Consider the following 16629-nt stretch of genomic DNA (forward strand, 5'->3'; position numbering starts at 1 on the left):
AAAATCCTGCATTGGGTAGGACGAAAGGGAGTATAGATAGGGCAATAATTACAAGCCCCAGCCTATCATCCTTTTTCGCCTCCCTGATTATTTCCGGAATAAAAATCCTTTGAGATACTGTAAAAATGTTCCCAAATCTAAAGGCAACTGCCGTAGATGACCTAAAAACCAAAAATACTATTAGACCAAACCACATGGCCTTAGAGCTAATTTCAATCATCGAGTTTTTCCTAAAGCTGTATTTGTGAAAATACATCAAAGAAAAAGCAAAAAGCATTAGGCCAAAGATAATCCTTGGATCATATAACTTCATCGGAAAGGCAAACATACCTCCAGAAAATACATAGGTGTCAATCTTTCTAGAAATCACCCCAAGACCCATCCTTGATACGATTATAGCTACTAGGCTAAAAACTCTTAAGGAAAAGAGACTCACCACAAGGCCAAGGCCTGCCGTAATTATCTTAAATAAGTTTCCTATCCTAAAGTTAATCAATATCAAGAAAGGAAGCATTATCATAGCTGACTTGTGAAAGGCAAGTGAAAAGATAAAAAATAGGAATGCTCTGAAGTATTTCTCTTCTGAAACAAAATAACTTGCCAAAAAGCTTAGTCCTATGGCTGAGGCTGTCCTTGACGTTTGCATATCAAATTGGATAAAGATAGGCAAAAATATTATAGCCGAAAGGAAAGGGTTAGATGACTCTTTGATTGAAATATAGGCTATAGGAAGGATTGAACATAGGTTCATTATAACTATGACCCACTGCCTGGATATACCCAAGGTGTTTACTATTAGGGCAAAGAATCTAAAGGCAAACTCGACAGGATATGTAAAATCAAAAAGCCTTGTGTAGTCTACTCCCAAGTCTTTCACAAACCATAAGTAATTATAATAGTCCGCATCACCAGATCCCCTGACTCCTGCAAAGACAAACATGATAAAAAACATCAGTCCTGCTAAAATATTCAATTGTTTTTTGTTTTTGAAATCGATAGCTTGGCCGATTAGAAAAATCAAAAGCTCGATTGTCGTAAATAAGGCAAATCCCATAATATATTCTCTCTTAGCTCTATTATAACATGAAATAGCTAAAACTCTATTAATTTTAATATACTTTTTTACATAAACTTTACATGAATTTATAAGTAAACAAACAAATATATCCTATTATAGACATAGAGAAGATAGAGTGACTCAAATTAATTTTCATTACAGACGTACTCTTCCTTAAATTATAGCTCTATTTTCCACAAGCAAAACCTAACCCTCAGTTTTGCTACTTGCTTATCTTCCTTCGCTAATCGGGAAAGTAAGCATAAGAAAACCCGCTTGATGCGGGTCTTTTGTTTTATTTATCTATCTTAGAGAAATCTTTCCAAATGAAGAATCAATCTTTATCCTTAGGTCAGGCTCTTCTGTACTTGTGCTTATCTCATAGCCCTTACCGTCTTGAATCTTGTTGGCAAACTTTTCTGTAATATTTATTGCCTTGCTTTCGACATTAGCTCTGATAACTCCATCAAAGTCTGTTGTATCAACTACCATATTGCCAAAACCTGAATCAAGGTCTATGTCTTTGGTTTTTTTGATATTAAACACTCTAATATTTCCAGCATTTGACTTAGCCTTAAGCTTTTCTGAAGCAAGTCCATCTACTCTGATATTACCATTTACAGTTGAAACATCAGCATATTCTCCCGAAATATTGTATAGGTAGATTGGTCCGTTTACATTTTCAATTTCTAGTGGACCGAAGATATTCTTAACATCAATCTTACCATTTACATTGTTTACATTAACAGCACCCTTGATATTGATAAGAAGAATCTTGCCATTTACATTGTTTAGGTCAAGATTTGTAAAGTCAATATCTGAGATATCAACCTTGCCATTTACTTGGCTGAGGTCTAGGGAATCGTATAGGTTTTTTCCAAGACTTACTCTAATATCTGAACTTGCTTGGATATTTTTGTAATTTTCATTAATTGAAATTGTAAGGAGGTCTTCCTTAACTTCAATATCTAGATAATCGTTGAGATCAGCCTTCTTAGCCCAGATGCTTTGACTAATAACAATTGTGTTATCATCAGATCTGTCGATTTCTATATCGCCATTTACTATATCAATTTCGATATGGTTGATCTCATCATCAATCCTAGTTTCCTTTTGGGTGTTGTAGTCTCCCTTAATATTAAATTGGCTGAGGTCTAGAGTTTGATCGAGATCAATTGATTGGATTGTATCGGTCGCTTTTTTTATTATATTATCAACCGCCCCTGTGATTTTGTCTGTTAAATTGTCGCTTTTTCTACTATTTTTACCTAATGCTTCTATGAGGTCACTTGCTTCTTCTACAGTGATTTTTCCTTCTTTTAGCATATTTAAAATCATTTGTTTTTCATCATTCATCTTTAAGCTCCTCTAGTAGGCTCTTAGCCTTTTCCGCAGTAATTTCTCCATTATTTAGCATATTTAGGATATCAATCCTGCCTGCCTTCTTGTCGACAGTTCCACCAAGCTTTGAAACTATCCTATCAATCCTATTTCTAACTGTTGGATAAGAAATGCCAATCTCTTCTCCCACATCCTTGATAGAGCCTCTTTTTTGTAAAAATAACTCAATAAATTCTTTATCTTCTTTATCTAATCTTTGAAACTTATCAATTTCAAATTCGCCTGTAACTTCTGTGTAGCATGAATTGCATCTATAAGAGGTGATCACCATTTCATCACCACAATTTGGACATTTATTAATCATAGAACCTCCCTTTTGATAAAATTATACTAGCTCTTTGATATTTGTAAAGTAAAGTTTGATTATTTTAATTTCTTAAATTTATTTATTGAATATATTTATGATAATATTACAAGAATGAATTTCTCGCAAATAAAAAAAGCAAGTCTCCTTGCAATTTTCTTAGATAAATTTCCTATCCCAGAAGGATATGACACATCTTATTAGCCAAATTATGGCGTTGATCATGAAAGCAGCTAGCATAATAATTTGAATTATATAGATAAACATAGTGAGTCCTGGATTTCCAAAAGCCCATGACTTGATAGATGCAAAAAATATGGCTAGAAGGAAAAATAGTCCTATCCATTTTCCACATGTCTTAAGATTTTCCTTAAAGTCAGGGTAAATTCTAGCCTTTTTTCCGTATTTTTTCTTGAAATTATCTCTTCTAATCTTAAGCTCTTCTCGTCTCTTGCCAGAAGAATTTGATATGAGAGCCGAATAGTAATGTTTCATATCTTCTGTAGAGTTGGTGTATTTCTTTAGCTTTTCGGCTTCTTCTTCTGAAAATTCCCTGTTCAGTATCTCGTTTGTAATCATAGCCTTGGACTTATAGGAAAGTCTTTCTTCCCTAAGCTTTCTAAGCTCTCCGACAGTTTTCGCCCTTCCAATCATATCCAGAGTATTTTTCTCATATCTTCTCATATAGTCAAAGGATTTGGTAAAGGCAAACACCATAATAAGCATAATAACAAACTGGCTTATAATTACGACAATATTAGAAGCCCCCAAAAGGCTTACCATACCCATTACAAGGCTTGGCACTAGGACTGCCAGTAAAATATAGGCTAAAAGTTTAACAACTGATCTCATTATTCATCACCCTTTCATATATTTCTACAAGTCTTCTTCCTGTCTTTTCTATAGATTTATCGTAGGCCTTTCTGTAGGCAAGGTCTTTGAGGGACTTTAATCTCCCCTCACATATGCCTAGAATCTTTTCCCTAAAATCTTCTAGACTAGAGCCCTTGTAGATATTTACTCCATCTTCAAAGTCTGTCTCAAATATTTCTATATCTCTAATCAAAATATCTGCCCTAGTAGCAAGAGCTTCTAGTAGGACTATTCCCTCAGTCTCCTCATGGGTTAAGAATAAATAAAGATCAGATCCTGAGTAGGCAAGTCTTAGATCTTCACTATTTACATATCCAGGAAAGTTCACATTGGAAGGAGCACAGTCAATGAGCTTTTTGATATTTGGACTCATCAAGGCCCTATCGAGCTTACCAAACCAGACGAATTCATATTGGGGAAAACTTTGACCCAGCCTTATAAAATCATCTATACCCTTTCTTTTGATGGGAAGACCGACAGAGATTATAGATTTCTTGTTTTTATCAAGTCCATAAGTCTCATAGAATTTATCCCTATCCCCGTCTTTTTCCTTCCAAAAGTCAAGGTCGATTCCATTAGATATGACACAAATCTCTCGATTTATATCATAAGTTTTAAGGATATTTTTAGAATATTCGCTCGGAGTAAGGACTAAATCTCCTAGCTTGTAAGCATGAACTAGCCATTTCTTAAAAAGAGGAGCTACTTGATTTGAGAAAACAAAGGAATTTCTAAAATCCTCCATGGTAGAATGGCCATGATAGATTATCTTCTTGCCCTTTTTCCTGGCTTTCTTAGCAAAGGCCACCGCTCCCGGAAGGACGGTATTGATATGGACAAGGTCATAATCTTCTTTCTCATCTGTAGTAAAGTCAAAGCCCACTTTTCTTAAAGCTTTTTTCTGATGGTCTATGGCCTTGCCCACGCCACTTTCTTTTACTTTATCATAATCTTTTGAATATATTAAAACTCTCATATTCGTACTCTTCAATCGCTTTTCGGTAAAGCCTCTCACATTTTTCTCCAAAGGCCTCTACGGAAAATTTCTCTATAGCATAGGCTCTGGCGTTTTTCTTAAGATAGGCTCTAAATTCTTTATTGAAAACCTTATTTATAATCTTTTCAAAATCTTCGAAATTCTCATAGACGTAACCATTGTAGCCATTTACAATAACCCCACAAAGAGCCTCGTCCTTCCTACAGACTGCTACAGTCCCGTTGGATAGGGCCTCATAATAGGTAAGGCCTTGGGTCTCTGAAGTAGAGCCTGACACAAAGATATCTGCCATCTGATAATATTTGTTTACATCCTCTGGTCTTACCATTCCCACAAAGTTGACCTTTTTAGGAAACCTTCTAGAAAATTGTTTAAGATCATCTAGGTGGGGTCCTCCACCAACTATGTAAAGCTTGATGTCAGGGTCATCTATTTTTTGATAAAAGTCTACAAGCTCCTCTATATTTTTTTCTTCGCCAATCCTACCTAGGTAGAGGAGGATTTTTTCCTTCTCATCAATACCCAAAGCCTTTCTAGGATTTTCAGATAGGAGGTCTGGTATATGGATTCCTGTGGGTATTACAGAAATCTTTCCAGAATCTACTCCATATTCCCTAAGAAGTTTTGCCGTCTTCTCGCTAGGAGCTATTAATCCATTGCAAAGGTCTGCGAATTTCTTACTAGCAAGGGCTACGGCCTTTTTCCCCATAGTCTTATTTCCTATAAAATAATGAGTGTAATCCTCATAAATCGTGTGGTAGGTATGAATTATAGGAATTTTAAGATCATGGGCTATAGTTTTGGCCATAATGAAGGTCGAAAATTCGCACTGGGAATGAATTATATCAGGCTTCCAATATTCTAATTCCTTTATATGAGTTTTGGACAAGAGATTGGTAACACGAGCCTCTGGATAAATTTTTCTAGCAGAAAGACTTCCTACATAGTAGATATTTCCCGCCTTGTATGACTTCATTGTATTTGAAAGGGTCAGAACTTTTACTTCATGACCCTTATTTTCTAGATATTCTTTAAGATTTAATACTGACCTCACTACTCCATTTACAACCGGGTAGTACCAGTCACTAGTTATTAATATTTTCATAAGTACCTCTTAATAAGGATAACATAAATATTATTTTTTAGGAAGTAAATAGACTCGTTTAATGGGCTAGTATTGGTATAATACTAGAAAGTGAGGTGAAATATGGGACCTTTGATAATAACCGATATCCTGCTTTTGATTTTTAGTATTTATATCGGCATATTTTTAATAAATTTCCACTCTTCCTATCCTGAGATGACAGTTGGATTTCACGTTTGGGAAGTGTGCTATTCTAAAGAAACTTGGGACTACGGAAATAGATTTGCTGGCAAGGTCGCAATCTGCTTAGGCCTTGTATTTTTCGGGCTAATCTTTCCTCTTTGTCTTTATTTTGGAAACAACAGAAATTATCTTTCTATCCTCATCACTCTACTTGTAATCCTTTATATGATTCTTTTATTTTCTATAGTGAAGATGCGGATGAAGAAGAAATTTTCTTTGAAAGATGAGTAATAAAAAACGAGAACACCTAGCAAGTGTTTTCGTTTTTTTATTCTTAATTTTTATCAAATAGATTCTTAAGCTCCATTCTTTGGGAATATGGACTTAGTCTAACATAGACGTCAGACCCATTTTCTATAAATTCCCTAAATATCCTAAGGTCATCCTCATCTACTGCTACTTCTTCTGTTAGGGAAATCTTTCCAATTGACATATGGATTATTCCGATATTTACTTCAGGAATCTCTATATCTTGCTTGCTTATAGTCTCTAAATCCTGGGCACTCGCCACTATCAATAATACATCTTTATCATAGTCTTTAAGAAAGTCCCCTACTTCGGATGGCTTTAAGTAGTAGGCTGCTATATCATCAGGAATAGTAAGGTCCATGACCTTTTTTCTAAAATCGTCAGCACTTACTTCGTCATTGGCAATTATAACTGTCTCAGTTTTTAATTCTTTGGACCAAATCTCGACTACCTTGCCGTGAGATAATCTCGAGTCAATCCTACAAAGTTTAACTTCTCCCATCATATCCTCCTTATGTCTTTAATCTCTTTTGGATCATCTATTATAAGATTTGGACTTTCTTTCTCGAGAATCTCCCTTGACCTAAAGCCCCAGGAGCATCCTACAGTGAAAATACCAGAATTTTTCCCGCATTTCATGTCCACTTCGCTATCTCCAAAGTATAAAATATCGGAAAAATCCACCCCAAATCTCTCCTTGATTATCATTATGCCTTCAGGAGATGGCTTTCTCTCGTAGCTTTCCTTATAGCCTAGGATAAAGTCAAAATAATCTTTACCGAAAACATGGCCTATAACCTTCTTGCAGGTAGAATCTGGCTTGTTAGAAAAGCAAGCTATTATCTCTCCTCTATCCTTTAAGAAATCTATGCTCTCCTTGATTCCTCCATAGGGCTTTAGTAGATAAGTTGGATCGTCATCGTAGGATTTGTTGTAAGTATCAAGGAATTTTTTCCTGAAGTCTCCCTCATCACTTGCTCCCAGAAAGTCCAAGGTCTTGTTTACCAAGACTACAGGACCATTTCCTACAAAGGCCCTCACCTTTTCCTTATCAATCTGGCCTAGGCCGAATTCCTCCAAGGTCTTATTTATATGAAAACTAATAGAGTCTATCGTGTTTAACAAAGTACCGTCTATATCAAATATATACATAAATTCTCCTATTCTTAACTAAGTCTTTACTAGTCTTTTACCCTTTTTGTTAAAAAATATCTAATCTTCACACTAATAGGGTATAATATTAAGAAGCGAAAAGAAAACGAGGAGATTATGAAAGAAGATAGAAATTTAACCATGCTTAGTGATTTTTATGAATTCACTATGGCAAATGCTTACTTTAACAATGGTATGAAAGATACAGTTGCAGTCTTTGATGCCTACTATAGGAGAAATCCAGATGAGGCAGGATTTTCAATCTTTGCAGGCCTTAATGACATAATAGAATATGTCAAGAATTTAAGTTTTAGCGAGGAAGATATCGAATATTTTAGGGAAAACGCCGACTTTTCTGAAGGCTTTCTCGATTATTTGAGAGATTTCAAATTCACTGGAGATATTTGGGCCTTTCCTGAAGGTTCTGTGATGTTTCCTAACGAACCGATAGTTACAGTCAAGGCTCCTATTATAGAATGTTCTATTGTAGAGACCTACCTACTCTTGTCCATGAACTTTAACTCTCTTGTAGCAACCAAGACTAACAGGATCGTAAGATCTGCTGGAGATAGGCTCGTTATGGAGTTTGGAGCAAGACGAGCCCAAGGAGCGGACGCTTCCATTAACGGAGCGAGGGCTGCCTATATAGGAGGAGCTCCTATTACAAGTAACACTTATTCTGCCCAAAAATATAAGTTTAAGGCAAGCGGTACCATGGCTCACTCTTGGATTCAAGCTTTTCCTAGCGAGTACGAGGCTTTTAAGACTTACGCTAAGTCCTATCCTGACAATTGTATCCTCTTAATCGATACCTACGATACCCTAAGATCAGGTCTTCCTAATGCTATGAGAGTCTTCGAAGAAGAATTAGTACCTAAGGGACTTAGTGGAGGAGTTAGAATCGACTCAGGGGACTTGGCCTACCTATCCAAGGAAGTAAGAAAAATCCTAGATGAAAACGGCTTCACCGATGCCAAAATCGTGGCTAGTAACTCCCTAGACGAATTCAAAATCGAATCCCTCCTCTCCCAAGGAGCAAAAATCGACTCATTCGGTATAGGAGAAAGATTAATCACAGCCAAGTCAGACCCAGTCTTTGGAGGCGTCTATAAGCTTGTCGCAATAGAAACAGATGGAAAAATCGAAGCAAAGATAAAGGTCTCAGAAAATGTAGAAAAAATCACTACTCCAGGCGAGAAGAAAGTCTACAGACTCTATGATAAGGAAACCGGCAAGGCAGAGGCTGACTACATCGCCCTAGCTGGTGAGAAAATCGATGATACCAAGCCAATGGTAATATTTGATCCACTCTTTACATGGAAGATGAAAAGAATGGAAAACTATAAAGCTCGTAAGATGCAAGTTCAAATCTTTGATAAGGGGAATTTGGTCTACGAAAGCCCAAGCCTTGAAGAGATTGCTTCTTATTCTAAAGGAGAAGTGGAAAGTATCTGGGAAGAAGTTAAGAGATTCGACCAACCTCATAACTACTACGTCGACCTATCCCAAGACTTGTGGAACCTAAAACAAAACCTAATATTAGAAGCTAAAAGAAAGTAAGTTAAAAGCTCTCACTTGAGATATCTTCAAGCGAGAGCTTGTTTTTATTCTTCCTTCAAGGCTTCCTTAGCAAGTACATATCCACCGATAAGTCCTGCCTCATTTCCAAGCTCAGGAAAGACTATATATTCATCCACATTAGGAATGTCTATATAATGATTATCTAATTTTTCAAATTCTCTTCTGATTTTTTCGATCATGCCTTCCTTATTAGCTACTCCACCTCCAATTATTATGATGTGAGGTCTTAGGATCATGGTGTAGGTCATAAGTCCCTTGGCTATATATTTTGCAAGAATATCAAAGGCCGGATCGTCTTTATCTAGGTTTTCTCCTCTTTTGCCAGTCCTAAGTTCAAGGGCAGGGCCTGCACAAAGACCTTCGAAGCAAGAATCATGGAAATCGCAGAAGCTTTCTACCTCATCTCCTTCTTCCCTAGTAATCTCAATGTGTCCCATCTCAGGATGAGAGAATCCTTGAAGCAAGGTCCCATCTTGGATATAAGATCCGCCGACTCCAGTTCCTATAGTTAGATAGAGGGAAGATCTCTTATCCTTGCTAGCCCCATACCTATATTCACCAATTCCGCTAGCTCCAACATCTGTAGTAAAGCCAATTGGTAGGTCGAGTTCTTTCTTGATAGAACCTAGAAGGTCGAAGTTTCTCCAAAGCTTCTTTGGAGTCTCTAGAACAAAGCCATAAGTCTTTGACTCCTTGTCCACATCGATTGGACCGAAAGCTCCGATTCCAATGCTTTCTACAGGATTTTTCTTAAGAAAATCCACCACATCCTTCATATTCTCCTCAGGGTCCTTGGTCTCTACCCTAATTTCTTTGACAATATTTCCAATTTCATCTAAAACAGCGCACCTAATCTTGGTTCCGCCCAATTCAATTGATCCGTACATACTTACTCCTTTATAGTTCTTAATTATATTATAAGGGATTTTAGTCGATTTGGGAAATTGATTTATTTTCAGAAAATAAACTATCTAGAATCCCTTCTCCTCACTAAGCTTCTTAAACCAGATGCCAGATTTTTTAATCACTCTTTCTCCTGTATTAAGATTATATTCTACAAGCCCATATCTGTTTTTGTAAGCATTAAGCCAGGACCAGTTATCTATAAAGGTCCACAAGTGATAGCCCTTGCAGTTTGCCCCCTCGTCAATAGCCTGGCTTAGGAAGGTCAGATGTTCCTTGATAAAGTCGATTCTGTAATCGTCCTCGATCCTTCCATCTTTCCTAAATCTTTCCTCATTTTCTACTCCCATGCCATTTTCAGTAATCATCCAGTCGATGTTATTGTAGTTTTCTTTAATATTTATGGCTATATCATAGATGGCTCTTGGATAAATCTCCCATCCCCTATAGGGATTCATCCTCTTACCCGGCATATCATAGGAAAGATAATATTTACTCGGCATAAAGATTGCACTTTCCTTATATTTATAAGGATTTTCCTTAACTCTTAGAGGTTGGTAGTAATTTACTCCAAGAAAATCGACAGTATTTTCTTTTATTATTTCAAGCTCTTTTTTGCTGTATTCCGGCATGAGCTCTTCTTTTTTTATTATTTCTACAAGCTTTTTAGGATAAACTCCTAGGACTGATGGATCAAGGAAAGACTTTTGGGCAACGAGGTCTGCAATCTCAGCAGCCTTCAGGTCGTTTTCATTCTCGCTTCTAGGATAGGCTGGGGTTAGATTTAAAATTATGCCAATTTTCTTATCCCTATCTATTTCCCTTAGGGCTTTGATAGCCAAAGCTGAGGCAAGCTGGGTATTGTAGGCAACTTGAACAGCCTTTTTGGGATTGACTTCGCAAGGATAGTGATATTGGTATAGATAACCACATTCTACATGGACTATTGGCTCATTGAAGGTAAAAAAACAGTCAGCGTATTTACCAAAAAGCTTAAAGCAAGTCTTAGCATAAGATACATATCTTTCGACAACTTCCTTGTTTGCCCATCCCCCTATTTCTTGAAGATACATAGGCATATCGAAATGGAAGAGATTTACGAAAAGCTTGATTCCTTTAGCTTTAATTGCCTTAAAATAATTCTCGTAAAACTCCACTGCCTTGGGATTGACCTTACCGTCCATTTTTGGAATGAGTCTTGCCCAAGAAATAGAAGTCCTGAATGAATTGTGGCCTGTTTTTTCTAAAAGCTCTACATTCTCCTTGTAGTCAAAGTAGAAGTTCGAAGTATTTTCCGGCCCAATCCTATCGTGGAACTTATAGGGATCCTTCTTATACCAATAGTCCCAAATGCTTTCACTCTTACCATCAACTTGCCCACCTTCAGATTGGCAGGCAGATGTTGCAGATCCAAATAGGAAATCCTTAGGAAATTTAATCATTTTTTATCCTTTCTTCTTTTAATTTAATATTTGCATAGGCTCCATAGAGATTATTATCATTAAAAAACGACACCGGTCTTATGTTAAGGCTAACTCCATAGAAAACATCATCTTGTAATTTTTCTTTAAGAGAATTTATAAATCTCTCATCTTCAGAAATTGCCCCTCCTATGTAGATTACTTCTGGATTAATAGCATAGGCTATATTGTATAAGCCCATGGCAAGATAGGTAAACATCTTATCTACCTCTTCATAGAAAGGATTTTCTTTCTTAAGATACTTATCAAATATTTCGTATGTGTCCAAATCTATACCGTATTTTTCTTTTATAGTGCGCCTTACATTTGGCAAAGTCCCTAAGCTAGATAGATTTTTGATTTTACCAAAATCATTAAAGAGCATATAGCCAAACTCGCCGCTTTCAAGGCTTAAGCCCCTAATGATTTTGGAATCTTTTACGAGGGCCCCTCCTATACCTGAGCCAATTATGACAAAGGCTAGGAGATTTTCTTTAGTTTTTTTGTAATAGATTTCTCCAAGAGCTGCGCAGTTTGCATCATTTTCAATAGCAACCGGGATAGAATATTTATCTTCTATGAGACTTGCAAAATTTTCCTCAGCCAAGTAATTGAGAGCACTTAATCCTCCTACCTTAAGGCTTTTGCTATCCACCGTTCCAGGAGATGAAAATCCTATAGCTTCTATATCATAATCCTTAAGGAAAGATTCTATCGTCTCTTCTAAAAACTTTAAAAATTCTTTCATAGTCGGAAGGCTTTTTTCTGAGTCTTTCATAATTATTTTTTCATTTTCTATAAGTGCATATTTGGTGGATGAGCCACCAATATCAAATACTAAATACATTGTTTTCCTCTTGTGTTATAATTATTTCTAGGAGTGATTAAATGACAAACGCTAATTACAATTTTATTATGGATATAATAAGCTCAAAAAATATAAATTTATCCAAGTCAGAAAATATAATCGTCGATAAAATCAAAGATATAGATGTCGATTTTACTCATATAAATATCAATGATTTATCCGATATGCTAGACGTTTCAAACTCTACCATAACTAGATTTGCCCAAAAACTAGGATTCGATGGTTTCTCTGAGCTAAAGTTTGATATTTCTAAAAAACCTAGGAGGACTAAGTCGCTTAGCCAAGAGATTTATATTAATTTTATTAATTCTATAGAGCCCTTCGATATGGATACGGTTAACTTTATCAAATCCTTCGATACTTTTGGAAGAATTGCCGTTATAGGGATTGGCTCATCTGGCCTTTGCGCTAATGAATTCGTCTACAAGTTTGGAGAAATCGGTCTAAATAATACCGACTACGCCAAGGAGCCTTACAGTATAAATCTTCTTACGAAAAGCCTTGGTGCAGATGACTTGTTGATAGCTATCTCCCTTTCTGGAGAAAATCACAATCTCCTAGAAGGAGTCCGCTTCGCAAAAGAGAAAAATGCAAATATCCTCGCCACAACTGGCAATAAGGAGTCTACCCTAAAAAACATAGCGACAAATACTATCTTATTGCCTCCTTATCCTAGCTATTCATATAAGATCTCAAAGATTTTTCCTGTGACCTTGATCCTCGATATGATTTGTGAGGCCTATCTTAGTTAGCCTTTACCAGATCAATCCCTATATATCTTAGGACTGCCTCAACGAATATAGAGTTAGCCCATGAGAACCAATCTCTGGTATATTTACTAGAATCATCCTTGTCGAAGCCCTCATGCATCAAATATTTTCCTGCGTGAGTTTTTTCAAAATAAGCCAATATACGGTCCATATCCTCCCTAGAATCTGCTGTCATAAGCTCCATTGCTAGAGCCAAATGCCAGATATAGTCTTTGGGGGTATGGTCTGATCCAATTCCCTTGGCCGCCTTTCCTTCAAAATAATTCTTGTTCTTATCTGAAAGAATAAAGGCCCTGGTGTTTTTATAAATTGGATCTTTCTTATCTACATAACCCAAATAAGGAAGTGAAAGTAAGCTTGGGATGTTGGCATCATCCATCAAATTATAAGATCCAAGCCCATCAGTTTCGTAGGCATAAATTTCGCCAAAATCTTCATCTTCTATAATTCCATATTCTCTAATTGCCTGATCTATCTCACAAGCCAAGTCGCACATCTTCTCACATAGGTCGAGCCTAATTTCTGCATGTCTTAGGGCTTTGGCAAGTCTTTTCAAAGCTACAGTAGCAAAGGCATTTGAAGGAATAAGGTATTGGTATAGGCAGGAGTCATCGCTAGGCCTAAAACCTGTCCAGCTCATTCCAGTAAGAGCAACCTCAGTTCCTCTCTTGCCATTTCTTAAAGAATCTGAAGAAGCCCAAGGGTCAGGTCTTTCGAATTCATAGGTCGAATTCTCGTGATTTTGCTCAAGCTTAATAAGATCAACTATTTTTTCTAAGACTTCTATAAATTTTTCGTCGAAAATAGTCTTATCATGAGTTTTCTCATAGTACATATAAGCAACTTCCATAACATAGCAAAGCGAATCTAGCTCATACTTTCTCTCCCAAACCCAAGGAGAATCAAAGTCTGTTATATCTTTATCGCTCCATCTCCTACCGCTAGCACTTTGGTTAAAGGCATTGGCATAGATATCCTTGTCTAGACAAAATATTTGTCTCTTTAGAACTTTCCTAATAAGTTCATCCGCCTCTTTGCTATCTACATAAAAGAGGGGTCTGATTTGTCCACTAGAATCTCTTAGCCACATGGCCTCTATGTCTCCTGTTATGACGAAGACATCTCCCCTTTCGGTTTCTTTCATAGTCGTTGTGAAAGTGTTGTTGATTGCCTTTTCGAAAATTTTCTTTATATCTGGGCTAAGATCATCACTTTCCTTAACCTTACTGGTCAACTCTTTTACAATTTCTTTCATTAAAGCTCCAATCTAAATGTTTTAATTTCAAAAGGAGGAATTTCTCCAAAAGGTCCGTCTTTTATCTTATTTCTCGCCAAAATGTCATATTCATCTGTGGAAATATCAATAGCTTTAGAATAAGGACTAGGATTAAATATTCTAAGGAAGGCTTCTCCCTCTTCATTTCTAAAAATCGTAGAAAATAGATTATCTCCCAAATCTATTTTAGGGATTGTCAAAGATATATCCTTATCATTCTTATCCAAAAGATTTAGGCTAAAGAAGTCTACTCTAGCCTTAAGGATATCTCTCCTATTTCTATCAATATCTTCCTTAAAACTATCAAAATAAAAGTCAAACTCCATATCCCTTAGCTCGTCTTTTATAAGCTGGGCATCTGGTGTAGGAAAATATCCCCAATCTCCAAGTTCTCCGACTGACCTAAAAAGTGTGATAAAAAGACCCTCATCTTCTACCATTTCATATTCTGCAGGACCAAGGGCTGATACTCCAAAGCCTCTTTTATCATTATCCATAACTTGAACATATCTGTTGAAGTTTTGTGAATAATCTGGGTTCTTCCATGTTTCTGGCGCATAAGCCTTTCTTTTGACACATTCAAAGATAGACTCAGCAAACACCTTATCAGTTTTTAAATCATGACCGAAAAGCACTCTCATTCTGTGATCTTTGCTTACATTTTTAATCCTTATCTTAATTTCTATAGGAGCTTTCTTATCGAAGATTTTTATCTCCTTTTCGATTATCATATCGACATAGGTCTTACTCCTATTAGCCTTTCTTCTTGTGATATCATTAAGTCGGATTTGCTCATCCTTTAGCTTATCCTCCGCCCCTTCTGGCAAGGAGAATTTTTCCTTAAGCCTTATTATAGTCTTATCATTTTCCCTGATGATTTTTTTATCTATCAATTTTCCTCCAACAATCCTTAGCTTGTCAGAAGACTGTCTATAAATATATTCATTTCCTATATCGCCTGTATCTTCTATGGTGAGGACGTCTTTGTAAGTTATTTGATTTGTCTTATCGTAAATATCAAGGCTTGCCTTATCTTTAATTTCTATCCTATAATAAGCATTTTCGACTATGTTTTCTTCCATTTCTTTAGATTCAAAGGAAGATTGTCCTTCTACTAAACTTAGAATTTTCTTCTCAAAAGAGTCAAGTTCTAGGCTGAAACGGATTTTGATTTTATTGGCGAAGTAAGGTTTTCTAAACTTATCATTAGGAAGTTCATAGGAAAATCCAGTCCCCAAATAGGTAATTTCAGCGGGAATTTCCTCGCCTTTTTCGTCAACTAGCTTGTAGCTTTTTATCTCTTTTCCAGATAAGCTATCGAAAACTTCTGGGAAATCTATGCCGAAAAACTTCCTATCAACTTCTATTTCTCTTTCAACTTCCTTAAGTTTCCTGTAAGGAAGGGTATTTATGACACAGATACTATTTTTCTTGATATTTTGGGTGTTTTCTCTGATTGTTTAAATCGGAACACAAATTTCTCTTTAAGTACTTTATATAATACTTTATTAATACTTTAAGTACTTAGGGGGGGTTAAATGCTTTAACATCAACGTTTGCAAGATGGTATCATACCTAAAAAGTTCACCTATCATACCTAAAAAGTTCACATTTCATAACCATTATTCTTTACATACCCATTAACTATGGTATGATACTTTTATAAGTTATATAGGTGGTGTAAAAATGAGTAATTATTTGTTTAATCGTGACCGAAATTTTAATGACGATATTGCTGACCAAAGTTATTACTATGTTGTAACGCATAATGATTTAATTTCAAAAGCAAACCATGATTTAACTGCAAGAGAGCTAAAAATGATGGATTTTGTTATCTCTAAAATCAAGCCAGATGACGGCAATTTCAACGTTGTTGAGACTTCTTTGTATGAAATGGGACAGTTGTTTGGATATTCGAGAAGTGGGAAGAATTATTCTGATTTAGCTAAAGCAATTGGTACACTACGAAAAAAAGAAGTTCTAATTTTAGATGAACAAGACCGCACCATTACACAAACTGGGTGGGTTGAAAGTGCGAAATATCATGAAAATGGACAGGTAGAAATTCGATTGTCGTCCGATTTGGCTCCGTACCTTCTCCAGTTAAAAAGCGATTATACGCAGTATCGCTTATTTGATACGGTTCAACTCGACTCAAAATACTCGATAAGATTATATAAATTAATGCGTGAAGCTAATAAAGACAAGGGGAAAACATGTCCTACTTTACAAGCTACACCAGAAAAATTAGCAAGAATGATGGGGGCTCCTAAAAGCTACACCTTCGGACAATTCAATCAAAAAGTTTTACAACCAGCGATGGACGAAATCAATCTTAAAATCGACGATATGAACTTAGATATGCATAAAGGAACTCGTGGTCGTAAGGTCGTTCATCTCGAAATCTATAA

General features: G+C 36.2%; 17 protein-coding genes. 4 read left to right on the top strand and 13 right to left on the bottom strand.

Annotated elements, in window-relative coordinates; all coding sequences use genetic code 11:
- The 6 genes from MRZ08_RS03090 to MRZ08_RS03115 form a co-directional block, all read right to left on the bottom strand.
- The coding region (locus MRZ08_RS03090; protein WP_297379139.1) for an EpsG family protein at positions 1 to 1054 on the bottom strand (1054 nt) is incomplete at its 3' end.
- A gap of 306 nt (positions 1055 to 1360) precedes the next feature.
- On the bottom strand, positions 1361 to 2413 hold the full coding sequence (locus tag MRZ08_RS03095; protein WP_297379140.1) for a DUF4097 family beta strand repeat-containing protein: 1053 nt from the start codon (positions 2411 to 2413) through the stop codon (positions 1361 to 1363).
- Entirely contained in the window at positions 2406 to 2762 is a 357-nt protein-coding gene (locus MRZ08_RS03100) for a DUF2089 domain-containing protein (protein WP_297379141.1), read from the bottom strand. The genes MRZ08_RS03095 and MRZ08_RS03100 overlap by 8 nt, the downstream gene beginning before the upstream one ends.
- Positions 2763 to 2921: 159 nt before the next feature.
- The gene (locus MRZ08_RS03105) at positions 2922 to 3614 is read right to left on the bottom strand and encodes a hypothetical protein (RefSeq protein WP_297379142.1); all 693 of its coding nucleotides are present in this window, start codon (positions 3612 to 3614) and stop codon (positions 2922 to 2924) included.
- On the bottom strand, positions 3598 to 4611 hold the full coding sequence (locus MRZ08_RS03110; RefSeq protein ID WP_297379143.1) for a glycosyltransferase family 4 protein: 1014 nt from the start codon (positions 4609 to 4611) through the stop codon (positions 3598 to 3600). The genes MRZ08_RS03105 and MRZ08_RS03110 overlap by 17 nt, the downstream gene beginning before the upstream one ends.
- On the bottom strand, positions 4580 to 5737 hold the full coding sequence (locus MRZ08_RS03115) for a glycosyltransferase (protein WP_297379144.1): 1158 nt from the start codon (positions 5735 to 5737) through the stop codon (positions 4580 to 4582). The genes MRZ08_RS03110 and MRZ08_RS03115 overlap by 32 nt, the downstream gene beginning before the upstream one ends.
- A gap of 102 nt (positions 5738 to 5839) precedes the next feature.
- On the opposite strand from MRZ08_RS03115, the gene MRZ08_RS03120 reads away from it, so the two are divergent.
- Positions 5840 to 6190 carry an SdpI family protein gene (locus MRZ08_RS03120; RefSeq protein ID WP_297379145.1) on the top strand — a complete coding sequence of 117 codons (351 nt, stop codon included), beginning with the start codon at positions 5840 to 5842 and terminating at the stop codon, positions 6188 to 6190.
- Positions 6191 to 6233: 43 nt separating this feature from the next.
- Here the strand turns inward: MRZ08_RS03120 and MRZ08_RS03125 are convergent, their stop codons facing one another.
- Both MRZ08_RS03125 and MRZ08_RS03130 read right to left on the bottom strand, forming a co-directional pair.
- On the bottom strand, positions 6234 to 6710 hold the full coding sequence (locus MRZ08_RS03125) for a PTS sugar transporter subunit IIB (protein WP_297379146.1): 477 nt from the start codon (positions 6708 to 6710) through the stop codon (positions 6234 to 6236).
- Positions 6710 to 7360 (bottom strand): HAD family hydrolase, encoded by a 651-nt coding sequence (locus MRZ08_RS03130; RefSeq protein ID WP_297379147.1) that lies wholly within the window; start codon positions 7358 to 7360, stop codon positions 6710 to 6712. Before MRZ08_RS03130 ends, MRZ08_RS03125 begins: the two co-directional genes overlap by 1 nt.
- 117 nt (positions 7361 to 7477) lie before the next feature.
- On the opposite strand from MRZ08_RS03130, the gene MRZ08_RS03135 reads away from it, so the two are divergent.
- A complete protein-coding gene (locus MRZ08_RS03135; protein WP_297379148.1) occupies positions 7478 to 8920 on the top strand; it encodes a nicotinate phosphoribosyltransferase in 1443 nt (480 codons plus the stop codon).
- 44 nt (positions 8921 to 8964) lie between these two features.
- Here MRZ08_RS03135 and MRZ08_RS03140 read toward each other — a convergent pair whose 3' ends face one another.
- The 3 genes from MRZ08_RS03140 to MRZ08_RS03150 form a co-directional block, all read right to left on the bottom strand.
- Entirely contained in the window at positions 8965 to 9828 is an 864-nt protein-coding gene (locus MRZ08_RS03140) for an ROK family protein (RefSeq protein WP_297379150.1), read from the bottom strand.
- A gap of 84 nt (positions 9829 to 9912) precedes the next feature.
- Positions 9913 to 11286, bottom strand: a complete 1374-nt coding sequence (locus MRZ08_RS03145) for a glycoside hydrolase family 1 protein (RefSeq protein WP_297379152.1) — start codon at positions 11284 to 11286, stop codon at positions 9913 to 9915.
- Entirely contained in the window at positions 11279 to 12151 is an 873-nt protein-coding gene (locus MRZ08_RS03150; protein WP_297379154.1) for an ROK family protein, read from the bottom strand. The genes MRZ08_RS03145 and MRZ08_RS03150 overlap by 8 nt, the downstream gene beginning before the upstream one ends.
- Before the next feature lie 41 nt (positions 12152 to 12192).
- Between MRZ08_RS03150 and MRZ08_RS03155 the strand changes: the two genes are divergently transcribed.
- Complete coding sequence (locus MRZ08_RS03155) at positions 12193 to 12924, top strand: MurR/RpiR family transcriptional regulator (protein WP_297379156.1); 732 nt, start codon at positions 12193 to 12195, stop codon at positions 12922 to 12924.
- Here MRZ08_RS03155 and MRZ08_RS03160 read toward each other — a convergent pair.
- Together MRZ08_RS03160 and MRZ08_RS03165 are read right to left on the bottom strand one after the other, a co-directional pair.
- Positions 12917 to 14197 (bottom strand): glycoside hydrolase family 125 protein, encoded by a 1281-nt coding sequence (locus tag MRZ08_RS03160; RefSeq protein WP_297379158.1) that lies wholly within the window; start codon positions 14195 to 14197, stop codon positions 12917 to 12919. The two genes, MRZ08_RS03155 and MRZ08_RS03160, sit on opposite strands and share 8 nt — an antisense overlap.
- Positions 14197 to 15675 (bottom strand): glycoside hydrolase family 38 C-terminal domain-containing protein, encoded by a 1479-nt coding sequence (locus MRZ08_RS03165; protein WP_366111068.1) that lies wholly within the window; start codon positions 15673 to 15675, stop codon positions 14197 to 14199. Before MRZ08_RS03165 ends, MRZ08_RS03160 begins: the two co-directional genes overlap by 1 nt.
- A 229-nt stretch (positions 15676 to 15904) precedes the next feature.
- Between MRZ08_RS03165 and MRZ08_RS03170 the strand changes: the two genes are divergently transcribed.
- Positions 15905 to 16629: replication initiation protein (locus MRZ08_RS03170; RefSeq protein WP_297379159.1), on the top strand; the 725-nt coding region annotated here is incomplete at its 3' end.

The organism is Anaerococcus sp. (genome assembly GCF_022770135.1).
Taxonomy (GTDB): Bacteria; Bacillota; Clostridia; order Tissierellales; family Peptoniphilaceae; genus Anaerococcus.